The organism is Bacillus sp. FSL K6-3200 (assembly GCF_038630485.1).
In the GTDB taxonomy this organism is placed as follows: domain Bacteria; phylum Bacillota; class Bacilli; order Bacillales; family Bacillaceae; genus Bacillus; species Bacillus safensis.
In genome coordinates, this window is sequence record NZ_CP152032.1 from 1,938,232 (window position 1) to 1,950,222 (window position 11,991).

Below are 11,991 nucleotides of genomic sequence, written 5' to 3' on the forward strand. Positions count from 1 at the left end.
GTTTAATCTCCTTGTCTTTTGAGATTTTTTATTTTTGCTGTTTTCGGTCTGGATTTAAATAGCCCGATTGGTAAACGAACGTACGTATCCTTTAAATCTGAAAACGGTGAAGAAAGCACTGGTGTGAAATAGTCAAAACCAAAGGTCTTTAGCTGCATCAGGTGACAAAGCACAAATAAATAACACATGATTAAGCCATATAATCCAAACAATGCTGAACTAAAAATGGCCATAAACCGCAAAATACGCAGCGGGAAACTAAAGTCATATGACGGTGCCGTGAAATCAGCCAGTGCGGTCAGCGACACAATAATCACCATTAAGGCACTGACGATATTGGCTTGGACAGCTGCCTGACCAATAATAACGCCGCCAATGAGCCCAATTGTCTGTCCGATGGCTCTTGGAAGCCGGAGTCCAGCTTCCCGCAGCAGCTCTATCGTAAAAGACATGAGAATGGCTTCGACAACAGGAGGGAAGGGAACATTCTGCCGGCTCCCTGCGATGGTGAGTGCCATTCTTGTCGGTAATAAACCGGGATGATAAGAGACAAGTGCAATGTAAAGGCCGGGTAAAAAAATCGTGAGCAGCACGGCAATATAACGAAGTAAACGCAAAAGAGTCGCGCTTGTCCACCTCTGATAATAATCCTCTGGAGATTGCATCAAAGCTGTAAGCGTCATAGGTAAAATGAGAGCAAAAGGAGTCCCATCGAGTAAAATCGAGACTTTGCCTTCAAGCACAGATGCAATCACCCGGTCAGGACGTTCTGTGTTTTGGATCTGTGGAAAAATGGAGATGTGACTGTCCTCAATCAGCTGTTCAATATAGCCGGTTTCAGGGATGTCATCCATTTTGATTTCGGCCATGCGTGATAGAACATCTTCTACTAGTTTAGGATCAGCAATATCACGAACATACACAAGAGCAGCGGATTTTTTATTTCGAGTACCGATACTCACCTTTTGAATCACAAGATTTGGGTCGTTTGCCCGTTCACGGAGTAAAGCCGTGTTTTTTTCAAGATTCTCAATAAATCCGATCCGTGGTCCTCTTACAAGAACTTCAGATTGCGGCTCTTCTACTTCCCTAAATTGAAAAAGATTTGTATGGAGTGCAAGTGCTTGAGCCGCTCCATCTACAAATAAAATAGCCCTGCCGCTATATAACTGCTCGATGGCAAGGTTCATATCATCCAGCACATCATTTTGAATGCCAAAGAACGTTTTTGAAAGGGAGGAAAGTGTAGTAGAACCAACCTCGGTGATGTCCAGTTCCTTTTGCATTGGTGAAATGATTTGCTTAGAAAGCATCTCAAATTCTGTGAGTCCTTCAACGTACACGAGACATGCAGAAATAGTGGAAGGACCAAATGAAAAAGAGTGGAACACGATATCATCACTTCTTCCGGCAAAGCTTTTGACACGCTTAATGACGGACGCTATATCTTGTTCAATACGACTTTTCATAATACCTCACCCTCATCACATGTTTTTTATAGAGTGACTCGGAAGGTGGGGAATTATGCAAATAGAAAAAAGAGAATCCCCGAATAGGAATTCTCTCGTCTGTTTATCTTGCAAGCCAGCCTCCATCAACGGCTAAAATGTGGCCGTTCATATAATCAGATGCTGGTGAGCTAAGGAAAACAGCCGCACCGGCTAGATCCTCAGGCTTTCCCCAGCTCCCGGCGGGGATTCGTTTGAGAATCTCTTCATTTCGATTTTCATCGTCACGAAGGGCTTGTGTGTTATTGGTCGCAATATACCCAGGTGCAATCGCATTCACTTGAATATGCTGATGCGCCCATTCGTTGGCAAAAGCTTTCGTCAGCCCTGCGACAGCATGTTTACTTGCTGTATAGGCGGGAACAAAGACGCCGCCTTGAAACGATAGAAGGGAGGCGATATTGACGATTTTCCCTTGCCCGTTTTTCAGCATCTGCTGTCCAACCTTTTGCGTGAGGAAAAAGAGACTGTTGATATTCACATCCATGACCGTATGCCAATCTTCCTCTGAATAGTGAGCCGCCTGCTCTCTTTTGATCGTTCCAGCATTATTGATTAAAATATCAATCGTATGCTTCTTTAATATGGCGTCGACATCCTGCTTTGCAGACTGAGGGTTAGAAAAGTCAACCTGAACCGCATGAAATGTTCGGCCTGCCTGTTCGACAAGTGCCTTTGTTTCTTCAAGCGGTGTGTGATGGTACGTACCAATGATATTTGCGCCTGATTTGGCAAGCGCCACGGCAATGCCTTGCCCAATACCGGTTCCAGGACCTGTCACAAGGGCTGTTTTTCCTTCAAGGGAAAAGAGGGACGCTACATATGAAGTTGTCATCACCCTCGTTACCTCAGCTGATCCATTGGGACAAAGTCCATATCTTTGAACGTATAGTTTTCGCCTGCCATTGCCCAAATAAATGAATAATTCGCTGTACCTGAGCCTGAATGAATAGACCAAGCAGGTGAAATGACTGCTTCCTCATTGGCCACAACAAGATGTCTTGTTTCAGATGGCTCTCCCATAAAATGAAAGACACGTGCATCTTCTTCGATATCAAGATATAAGTACACTTCCATCCGGCGATCATGAATATGAGCAGGCATCGTATTCCATGTGTTATTGGTTTCAAGCTGAGTGATGCCCATCATAAGCTGACAGCTTTGAATGCCGTCTGCATGGATGACTTGATACAGGTTTCGTACGTTGGAGGCAGCTGCTTCTCCTAAGTGGTTGGGTGTTAATTCAGCGATAGCTGCTTTTTGCGTAGGGTACGCTCTATGAGCCGTGGCTGATACTAAATAGAATTTGGCCTGCTCGCCTGATGAACTAGCAAACTGTACATCTTCGTGACCAAGACCAATATATAAGAAATCTTTATGCTCCAGAACAAAGGCCTCACCATCAACAGTGACCGTTCCTTGTCCGCCGACATTCACAATCCCGATTTCTCGTCTTTCAAGAAAATACTCCGTCCGTAAAAAGTCTCCAGCATCTAGTGTGATCGGCTCTGCTGACGGCATCGCTCCGCCAATCACCACGCGGTCCTCATGTGAGTAATAGAGCTTTAACTCACCACTAACAAAAAGCGTAGGAATATGAAAATGACGACGAAGTTCCTCTGTTGTAAAACGTTTGACCTGCTCAGGATGTACAGCATAACGATTTTCCATTTGGATAAGCCTCCCTTTCCATCTGAAACAAATATTGATATTTATTTGGTATCGGTTTCAAGGAAAATTTTAGAGGAAAAAGAGTGCGCCGTCAACCGTAAATTTGAAATCGCTTTCTTTTTATATAATTGGATGAATTTTTGTCCTCATCATGCAAAAAAATCTTCTGAAATGCATTTAATTATGATATGCTCTTTTTAAGTTTATTTGAAATCGGTTTCGAACCAAATGAGAAGATCAATTGTGGGAGTTTTTTGAATGAAAGAGAAAAAGCAAACGAAAGTGACCATTAACGAAGTTGCAGCTTATGCAGGGGTCTCGAAATCAACTGTATCCAGATATATCAATGGCAGAACAAATGAAATTTCTTCAGAAAAGGTAAAGAAAATCAAGAAAGCCATTGAGGAACTCCATTACCGTCCGAGTCAGCTCGCTCAAGGACTGAAAGTCAGAAAAAGTAAGGTCATTGGGTTTATTGTAGCCGACATTACGAATCCATTCTCAGTGGCAACACTTCGCGGGGTCGAAGAGATTTGTGATGAATATGGATACAGCATCATGGTGTGCAACACAGATAATCGTCCAGAAAAAGAACGGGAAATGCTTCTTAAGCTGAATGCACATTATATTGAAGGGCTCATCATCAATACGACAGGACAGAACAATGACATTCTTGAGGATTTTAAGAAAAACGGTGTACCGATTGTTCTTGTGGACCGGAAACTGCCTGAACTGAAAGTTGACACAGTGACCACGAACAACCGTGATATCACAATCCGGCTGCTTCAACAAATGTATGAGAAAGGCTATGATCACATCGCTTTCTTTACTGAGCCTGTCGATGGAATCAGCCCTCGTGAAGAACGAAAGGAAGCATATGAACAGACAGCCTTGAGTAAACATAAGAAGCCGATCATTGCAGAAATTGATTTAAAGCAAAAGGAACAAATGCGCGAAGAGATTGTTCGTTTTTTACAATCAAACGAACAGAAAAAAGCGATTTTAGCCGGTAATGGATTACTCATGCTGAAGCTGATTAGTGAACTTGTAGAGCTTGGGATGAAGATTCCTAAAGAGATAGGCATTGCAGGGTTTGATGATACAGAATGGTATAAGCTGATTGGCCCTGGAATCACAACGGTCGCCCAGCCATCTCATGAAATGGGGAAAGCAGCCATGCAAAAAATCAAGACGCGGCTAGAAGGGGATGAAAGTGCGCCCCAAACCATTCAGCTTGATGGAGAAATCATTGTGAGGAAATCTTTATAATCGGATAGGCAGAGAAGAGTATACATACGTGCATGCTCTCTCTTTTTTAACTAACTTGAAACCGGTACCGAGAAAGGGGAGAAATGAGTGAAAGCATTGGATGCAGTCACATTTGGGGAATCAATGGCGATGTTTTATGCAAAAGAAGTCGGAGAGCTTCATCAAGTGCATACATTCCAAAAGGCGCTTGCTGGTGCAGAGAGTAACGTGGCTGTCGGCTTGGCGCGGCTGGGCTTTCATGTGGGATGGATGAGCAAAGTCGGAGCAGATTCACTTGGCACATTTATTTTAGAAGAACTTCAAAAAGAAGGGGTCGATACAAGTGCAGTGCTCCGTTCAGATGATGGGTCTCAATCCGGTATCTTACTTAAATCAAAAGTGCTGGATGGAGACCCTGACGTCACGTATTATCGGAAAGGCTCTGCTGCGAGCACAATGAGTCCAAGGGATTTTCCCGCCGCCTATTTCAAACAGGCAGGCCACCTTCATATGACTGGTATTCCGCCTGCCTTATCTAGTGAAATGAGAGCGTTTTCTTTTTATGCTCTTCAAGAAATGAAAGAAGCGGGTAAAACCATTTCATTTGATCCAAACCTTCGGCTTCAGCTATGGAAAGAGGAGGAAGATATGATTCATACGGTGAATCATATCGCCTCGCAAGTGGATTGGTTTTTTCCAGGGCTTGCAGAAGGGCAAAGGCTCACGGGTTGTCACGAGCCAGAAGAGATTGCAGATGTTTATTTGCAAAAAGGTGTGAAACTAGTGGTCATTAAGCTAGGAGCAGAAGGTGCCTTTTATAAAAGTGCAGCCGGTCAGGGAATTGTGAATGGATTTTATGTGCAGGATGTCGTAGACACAGTTGGAGCTGGTGATGGATTTGCAGTGGGGGTCATCAGCGGCTTGCTTGACGGCTTATCAGATGAAAAATCCGTGACAAGAGGCAATGCGGTCGGGGCACTTGCAGTGATGTCACCTGGCGATAAGGAAGGACTGCCTTCCCGGGAGGAGCTTCAGGCTTTTATGAAAGAAGCCAAGCGATATCAAAGGCGGGAGTACATGAAAGGGGATGAGAGATATGGGAAAGTCAGCAAGTTTGAACGTTAAAAAGCAGCTAGCGTCTTGTAAATTGATTGCAGTGGTGAGAGCGGGTAGTGAAGCAGAAGGCATTGAAATGATTGAGCGTTTAAAGAAAAAAGGAGTCCGTGCCATTGAAGTGACATATACCACGCCAAATGCTGAACGCATCATCGCATCCTTCCAAGAGGAGCAGGATCTCATTGTAGGAGCGGGAACAATTACGACGCTGGAGCAGGCACAATCAGCCATTGAGGCAGGCTCACAGTTTATCGTTAGTCCAGGATATCATCCTATGATTGGAGAACATCTTTCATTTTACGACACACTCTATGTACCAGGGGTTCTCACCCCAAGTGAAATTATGCAGGCGAAAGCGGATGGTTACTGCTTGCTCAAGCTTTTTCCAAGCGGCTCCTTCGGTTTATCCTATATGAAAAACCTGCAAGGTCCATTTCCAGAGATTGAATTTATTCCTACGGGCGGCATTCATCCAGCTGATGTTCCAAAGTGGCTCAAAGCAGGCGCGGTGGCTGTCGGTGTCGGAAGTCAGCTTGAAAGCAGTACAGCAGAGGAATTACAAGCCGTTCTTTCCTCATAAATACTTGTCAAACGAACAAACAATTGGCTCGTGGATGCTGGTTGTTTGTTCGTTTATCTGACATAACAGCAGATGAAATTTCAACTCTTCACGTACAATGAGCGTGAAGGAGTGATGGAAATGTACATTCTACAAGATGAACTCACGGATGGACGAATTGACCAGCTGATTACCGCACATCTAGAAGAAATGAAGGAGCATTCGCCGCCAGAAAGCATTCATGCTCTTCCATTAACTGATTTGAAAAAACAGGATGTCACCGTGTGGAGTGTGCGAGATGGAGAGGAGCTTCTTGGCTGCGGAGCGTTAAAAGAACTGTCAAGTGAACATGGGGAAATCAAATCGATGAGAACCGCCGCCCTTCATATGCGAAAAGGTGTAGCGAGGTATATGCTGAATCATCTTCTCCAAGAGGCAAAACGGCGTGGCTACACACGTGTCAGCTTAGAGACAGGGGCAATGGCTTTCTTTGAACCAGCAAGAAAACTATATGAGAGCGCTGGATTTCAGTATTGTCCGCCTTTTGGTACATATCAAGAAGATCCAAACAGTTTATTTATGACAAAGGAATTATAGAGGTCGAGAGAGTATGCTTATAAGCAGCTCTTTTTTTTATGCGGAAATAGTGAAAGGAGGAGGATACGGTGAAATTATCTAAGTGGATTGGAATGGGCGCATTTCTCACATTTTGTGTGGTATCTGTCATCTTCTTAACGTTATTAGGTCAAGATTTATTTAAAATTGAAAGCGCTTCCGAAAAAGCGGCGTCAACGTATCAATATCATTTTGTTCTTGTACCGGAGGAACTTGATAACGAATATTGGCAGCTTGTACAAAAAGGAGCGGCTGATGCGGCAGACGTTCATCACGTGTATCTAGAATATTTGGGCCCAAAGCAAGCGGATGTAGACGATCATCTGAAAACCATTGATATGGCCATCGCTGGGCATGTTGATGGCATTATGACGCAGGGACTTGATGCGAAAAAATACAAACCGCTTTTTCAGAAGGCGAGGGAAAAAGGAATTGATGTCGTCACCGTCGATACGGATGCAGAAGGGAGCAAACGTCAAGTGTATGTAGGAACGGACAATTACTATTCAGGATTTATCGCAGGGCAGGCACTCATCGCAGATACAAAAGGTGAACAGTATGTAGGAATTGTCACAGGCAGGCTGGATGCCATTCATCAAAAGCTGCGCGTCAAGGGCTTTCGAGATGCCGTTGCTGCTGAAAAACGCATTCATATTGCTGGAATAGAAGAATCAGCCATTACGAAGTCAGGTGCCTCAGGTGCCGCTTATAAACTATTAAACGATCATGCGAAGCTCACTGCATTTTATGGTACAAGTGCATTAGATGGTGCAGGCATCATTCAAGCAATCGCACAGTATCGATCGTCCACTGATTTTTATGTGCTTGCATTTGACACATTGCCTGATACGATTCAGGCGCTTGATGATGGGACAATTGATGCCGTGGTCGTGCAGCATCCTTATGAAATGGGTTATCAAGCGGTTGAATCGCTTGTTCGTTTGCAGAAAGGTGAAAAAGAAGAACCGCTTCAGTACACGGGAACGAGTGTGATCCGGCGCGGGGATCTGCCTCTTCAGCAAACAGACAGAAAGCAGGGGATGCAGCCATGAGAAGGATTCGAAGTAAGCTGTTATTGGCATTTTTAATCCTTGTGCTTCTTGGCAACATAGCCGCTTTTTTTGTCTACTGGAGCAGTTCAAAAATCACATCAGAATATAGCCGGAGTTTCCGTTCTTTTCTCCTGCTCAATGATATATCGACAGAGGCGAAAACGATGTATGAAAAGGTCAATGCCTATGCCATTGAAAAGGATCGGAAGTTTGCCAAAGAATACCTTACGTCAAAACAGAAAATGAAATCATACGATCAAGCGCTGCGAAAGGATGCCGGTCTTCATGCGGCGATTCCTTCTATTGAAAAATATCAATATATGATGCGGACGCTTATCAATGAAAGTGATGCAACCATGACACATGTGAGAGAAGGGAAAATTGAAGAATATGCTGCAAGTGTGAAGGAAGTGAGAACCGTCTCCTCCTATATACAAGAGCAGACGATGACCTTGCTTGATGATGAATTATCTGAGTATCAAGTACTCTATCAATCTCTTCAAAAAAGGCATCAAACCTATGCGCTCTTTACCTTGTGCCTGTTTACGTTATCAATCGGGGTCGCCTTATGGATGGCGTATATGATTGCTGGCGGGATATCAAGACCAATCGTTCATCTGTCCCGAAGCGTAAAAGAAGTTTCAGAAGGAAATTTTGATGGAATGAATTTGCATGTTACCTCAAAGGATGAAATATCTGTTTTAAATGAAGCCTTTCAGCGAATGCGGCAAGAGATGAAAATGATGATTGAAGAGATCAAACAAAAGGCAGCATTGGATCAAAAAATCAAAGACATGAAGCTAAAAACGCTGCAAAATCAAATGAATCCACATTTTTTATTTAACACATTAAATATCGTTTCACGTATGGCTTACTTAGAATCAGCGGAAGCCACATCGAGGTTGATTCAATCTGTTTCCACGCTGATGCGGTATTCGCTGTCTGCTCTCAGTACATCCGTTACATTGGATCAAGAAGTGAAAGTGGTGAAAGAATATTTTCATATACAAGAAACGAGATTTGCCGATCGTATTACGTGCAAAACGTCCATCGATGAATCGTGTTTATCTGTACATATCCCAAGTCTCACCTTACAGCCGCTTGTTGAAAATGCCTTTATTCATGGCGTCGAGCCAAAGGAGGAAGAGGGACTTGTCGAGCTCTCGATCTATCAAGAAGGCGGCTATGTGATGATTCGGATTCGGGACAATGGGATGGGCATCAATGAACAAGAGAAAAGAAGGTTGCTGTCAGAAAAAGAAGAGGAAGATCCGAACATATTGAGTAAAGGCCACTCGACAGGAATCGGTCTTCGAAATGTGATGTCAAGACTGCGCTTGTTTTACGGGGTGCAAGATGCCCTTCAAATTGATTCAAAGCCAAACGAAGGCACCACCATACAATTGGCTATTCCGATGAAGGAGGGACCGGCATGCTGAACGTGCTGATTGTCGATGATGAAAAAATAGAACGGCTAGCGATGCGGAAGTTCTTAACCGAATGGCTTCCAGAGTGTCATATAGCAGGAGAAGCGGAAAATGGAAAGAAGGCGGTTGAATTTGTGCGATCTGAGCCCATTCATCTTGTGCTCATGGATATTCAGATGCCTGGAATGGATGGACTGACAGCGATCAAACAGATCAAAGTAATCAGTCCTCATACAAAATTCATTATGCTGACAGCCTACGATACATTCGATTATGCCAAGCAAGCGATGCAGGAAGGGGTGAAACAATACCTCGTCAAACCAGCTGACAAAGACGAAACCATCGCAGCCATTCGATTTGTAGCAGCAGAGATTCAGCAGGAGACGTCTCAGCGGCAGGCGGCAGCGGCCGATCAGCGGTCAAAATGGCTTGAAGCCCATGTCATGAACGGTCAATCTTATACCGACATGGAGTTTCAACAACTATTTTCCGAATATGAAGCAGGTCTGATCATCGCTGTTCAGCGGACAGGCGGAGATCAGCTAATCATTCATTTGCAGAAATCTGCACGATTTCATACGTTACCGATTCAGATGGGAAGTGAACTGTTTACATGCCTCATTTATAGTCAGCAAGGACCAGGTCAACTAAAGGCAGAGGTGCTGCAAGCCATTCGAGCTGCCATGACAAACGGTCAGCCTTCACCTGTCGTTGGCATAGGGCATCCAGTCTCAAACCCGCTTCACCTTCAGAAAAGTGCAGCAGAGGCGAAGCTTTCCTATTATCAGCGAAAAAAGAGTGGCGGCGTTGTTCGTTATGGTTTTTATCAAACAGAGGTGAAGCCCGGTCCATTGATTCATTTGCCGGAGCTTGCAGACAGCATGATGCAGGCGCTGGAAGAAGGGAGAAGAGAGGATGCGCTGGCTTTATTTGATGCCTTTCAATTAGAGGGCGCGACGATGTCACAAGTAAAAGAACTGTTGATTCTCTTCAAATCGCGTCTCCGTACAGATCTAGCGATATTGACAATCAGCACCGCAGCTGAATGCCGCCAGTGCTGTGAACACCTATTTGACGTGTATGAAGCGAGAACCCAGACCATAAATGACATCGAACGGGCAAAACGTTACATCAAAACGCATTATTGTGAACAGATCACGCTTGAGCAAACGGCCGCTTATGTTGATTTAAGTCCAACCTATTTCACAAAACGATTTAAAGACGAGACTGGTCTGACATTTAAAGAGTATGTGACAGCCTGCAGGCTGGATAAAATCAAAAGGCTTCTCATAGACAGCTCGCTTAGCTTAAAAGAAATTACCTATCAGGCAGGATATACAGATCCTAATTACGTCAGCCGAGTGTTTAAGAAGATGGTCGGCTGTTCACCGAAGGAATATCGAAATCAGGCCGTAAAAAAATGAAGAATTTCATAAAAAAGTGAAGAAATTTGCCTGAAAAAAAGCAAGGATCTGCCATTATACTTATTTTGATAACGCTTACAAAATGGGGATGGGGGATAATTATGAAGCTCAAATTAGGATTTACGCTGCTGGCACTCTGTATGCTTGTCGTCACTGCCTGCAGTTCATCGACGAACTCAGATGCAAAAAAAGAAGGTGGAGCGGAGAAGCTTGAAATTTTCTCTTGGTGGACAGGAGCAGGTGAGGAGGACGGACTGAAGGCACTCATTCAATTGTTTGAAGAGGAGAATAAAGACATTCCAATTGAAAATGCAGCTGTCGCAGGTGGTGCTGGTACGAATGCAAAGGCTGTTCTGACTAGCCGGATGCAAGGAAATGACCCGCCTGCTACGTTTCAAGTGCATGGCGGGGCGGAGCTGAATGAGAGCTGGGTCGCGGCAGGCAAAATGGAGCCGCTGGATGATTTATATGAAAAAGAAGACTGGAAAGACAAATTTCCAGAATCACTGATTGACCTTGTCAGTAAAGATGGGAAAATCTATTCCGTGCCAGTAAACATTCACAGGGGCAATGTGCTTTGGTACAACAAGAAGGTATTTGATGATGCAGGCTTAGAGCCGCCAACGACATTTGATGAATTTTTCAAAACAGCAGATGCATTAAAGAAAAAAGGAATTACACCACTTGCACTTGGAGATAAGGAGCCTTGGGCAGCGACTCATTTGTTTGAAAGTGTTTTGCTGGGTGTATTAGGTGCAGATGGTTATCAAAAACTTTGGGCTGGCGATATGAAAATGGATGACGCAAAAGTGAAGGAAGCGGCAGACATCTTTGGACGTATGCTCGAATACGTCAATGATGATCACAGCTCACGTAACTGGCAAGATGCCTCACAGCTCGTGGCAAAAGGAGAAGCGGCAATGAATGTCATGGGTGACTGGGCGAAGGGGTACTTTGTGAATGATCTTGATTTGAAGGTGAATCAAGACTTTGGATACACGGCGACTCCTGGAACGGAAGGAAGCTTTATGGTGATCACCGATACATTCGGACTGCCAAAGGGTGTGAAACAGCCAGAAAACGTGAAGAAATTCTTATCTGTTTTAGGATCTGTGGAAGGACAGGATGCGTTTAATCCGCTAAAAGGATCGATTCCAGCACGTGTGGATGCAGATGTATCAAAATATGATGAATACGGAAAATCGGCGATGAAGGCATTTAAAGAGTCAAAACTGGCGCCGTCTCTTGCTCATGGCTCAGCTGCTGAAGAAGGGTTTGTGACAAAAGCGAATCAAGCCGTCAATATCTTCGTGACACAAAAAGACAGCAGTCAGTTTGTTTCATCTTTAAAAGATGCAATGAAATAAAGAC

General features: G+C 44.1%; 11 protein-coding genes. 8 read left to right on the forward strand and 3 right to left on the reverse strand.

Features of this window, described 5'->3' with window-relative positions; genetic code table 11:
* Positions 1-2: 2 nt before the first annotated feature.
* The 3 genes from MHI60_RS09820 to kduI form a co-directional block, all read right to left on the reverse strand.
* Positions 3-1,469: a spore germination protein gene (locus MHI60_RS09820; protein ID WP_144483746.1), complete on the reverse strand. Its 1,467-nt coding sequence runs from the start codon at positions 1,467-1,469 to the stop codon at positions 3-5.
* A 103-nt stretch (positions 1,470-1,572) separates the two neighbouring features.
* On the reverse strand, positions 1,573-2,343 hold the full coding sequence (gene kduD, locus MHI60_RS09825; protein WP_186437287.1) for a 2-dehydro-3-deoxy-D-gluconate 5-dehydrogenase KduD: 771 nt from the start codon (positions 2,341-2,343) through the stop codon (positions 1,573-1,575).
* Between the two features lie 8 nt (positions 2,344-2,351).
* Complete coding sequence (gene kduI / locus MHI60_RS09830; protein WP_144471976.1) at positions 2,352-3,179, reverse strand: 5-dehydro-4-deoxy-D-glucuronate isomerase; 828 nt, start codon at positions 3,177-3,179, stop codon at positions 2,352-2,354.
* A gap of 258 nt (positions 3,180-3,437) precedes the next feature.
* Between kduI and MHI60_RS09835 the strand changes: the two genes are divergently transcribed.
* From MHI60_RS09835 to MHI60_RS09870, 8 genes are all read left to right on the forward strand, one after another.
* On the forward strand, positions 3,438-4,448 hold the full coding sequence (locus MHI60_RS09835) for a LacI family DNA-binding transcriptional regulator (protein ID WP_144483740.1): 1,011 nt from the start codon (positions 3,438-3,440) through the stop codon (positions 4,446-4,448).
* 123 nt (positions 4,449-4,571) lie between these two features.
* Positions 4,572-5,552 (forward strand): sugar kinase, encoded by a 981-nt coding sequence (locus tag MHI60_RS09840; RefSeq protein ID WP_342502686.1) that lies wholly within the window; start codon positions 4,572-4,574, stop codon positions 5,550-5,552.
* Positions 5,524-6,123 (forward strand): bifunctional 4-hydroxy-2-oxoglutarate aldolase/2-dehydro-3-deoxy-phosphogluconate aldolase, encoded by a 600-nt coding sequence (locus MHI60_RS09845; RefSeq protein ID WP_144483737.1) that lies wholly within the window; start codon positions 5,524-5,526, stop codon positions 6,121-6,123. The genes MHI60_RS09840 and MHI60_RS09845 overlap by 29 nt, the downstream gene beginning before the upstream one ends.
* 120 nt (positions 6,124-6,243) lie before the next feature.
* Entirely contained in the window at positions 6,244-6,699 is a 456-nt protein-coding gene (locus tag MHI60_RS09850; RefSeq protein ID WP_034624591.1) for a GNAT family N-acetyltransferase, read from the forward strand.
* A 68-nt stretch (positions 6,700-6,767) separates the two neighbouring features.
* On the forward strand, positions 6,768-7,769 hold the full coding sequence (locus tag MHI60_RS09855; protein ID WP_144483734.1) for a sugar-binding protein: 1,002 nt from the start codon (positions 6,768-6,770) through the stop codon (positions 7,767-7,769).
* Positions 7,766-9,208 carry a sensor histidine kinase gene (locus MHI60_RS09860; RefSeq protein WP_144483731.1) on the forward strand — a complete coding sequence of 481 codons (1,443 nt, stop codon included), beginning with the start codon at positions 7,766-7,768 and terminating at the stop codon, positions 9,206-9,208. The genes MHI60_RS09855 and MHI60_RS09860 overlap by 4 nt, the downstream gene beginning before the upstream one ends.
* On the forward strand, positions 9,202-10,620 hold the full coding sequence (locus tag MHI60_RS09865) for a response regulator (RefSeq protein WP_144483728.1): 1,419 nt from the start codon (positions 9,202-9,204) through the stop codon (positions 10,618-10,620). Before MHI60_RS09860 ends, MHI60_RS09865 begins: the two co-directional genes overlap by 7 nt.
* 101 nt (positions 10,621-10,721) lie before the next feature.
* The gene (locus tag MHI60_RS09870; protein ID WP_144483725.1) at positions 10,722-11,987 is read left to right on the forward strand and encodes an ABC transporter substrate-binding protein; all 1,266 of its coding nucleotides are present in this window, start codon (positions 10,722-10,724) and stop codon (positions 11,985-11,987) included.
* The last annotated feature ends 4 nt before the right edge of the window (positions 11,988-11,991 follow it).

What these genes read in the sequence shown, in the direction of transcription:
- MHI60_RS09820 (WP_144483746.1), bottom strand. Translation starts at nt 1,469, where the DNA reads ATGAAAAGTCGTATTGAACAAGATATAGCGTCCGTCATTAAGCGTGTC.
- kduD (WP_186437287.1), bottom strand. Translation starts at nt 2,343, where the DNA reads ATGACAACTTCATATGTAGCGTCCCTCTTTTCCCTTGAAGGAAAAACA.
- kduI (WP_144471976.1), bottom strand. Translation starts at nt 3,179, where the DNA reads ATGGAAAATCGTTATGCTGTACATCCTGAGCAGGTCAAACGTTTTACA.
- MHI60_RS09850 (WP_034624591.1), top strand. Translation starts at nt 6,244, where the DNA reads ATGTACATTCTACAAGATGAACTCACGGATGGACGAATTGACCAGCTG.
- MHI60_RS09835 (WP_144483740.1), top strand. Translation starts at nt 3,438, where the DNA reads ATGAAAGAGAAAAAGCAAACGAAAGTGACCATTAACGAAGTTGCAGCT.
- MHI60_RS09860 (WP_144483731.1), top strand. Translation starts at nt 7,766, where the DNA reads ATGAGAAGGATTCGAAGTAAGCTGTTATTGGCATTTTTAATCCTTGTG.
- MHI60_RS09845 (WP_144483737.1), top strand. Translation starts at nt 5,524, where the DNA reads ATGGGAAAGTCAGCAAGTTTGAACGTTAAAAAGCAGCTAGCGTCTTGT.
- MHI60_RS09840 (WP_342502686.1), top strand. Translation starts at nt 4,572, where the DNA reads ATGGCGATGTTTTATGCAAAAGAAGTCGGAGAGCTTCATCAAGTGCAT.
- MHI60_RS09865 (WP_144483728.1), top strand. Translation starts at nt 9,202, where the DNA reads ATGCTGAACGTGCTGATTGTCGATGATGAAAAAATAGAACGGCTAGCG.
- MHI60_RS09870 (WP_144483725.1), top strand. Translation starts at nt 10,722, where the DNA reads ATGAAGCTCAAATTAGGATTTACGCTGCTGGCACTCTGTATGCTTGTC.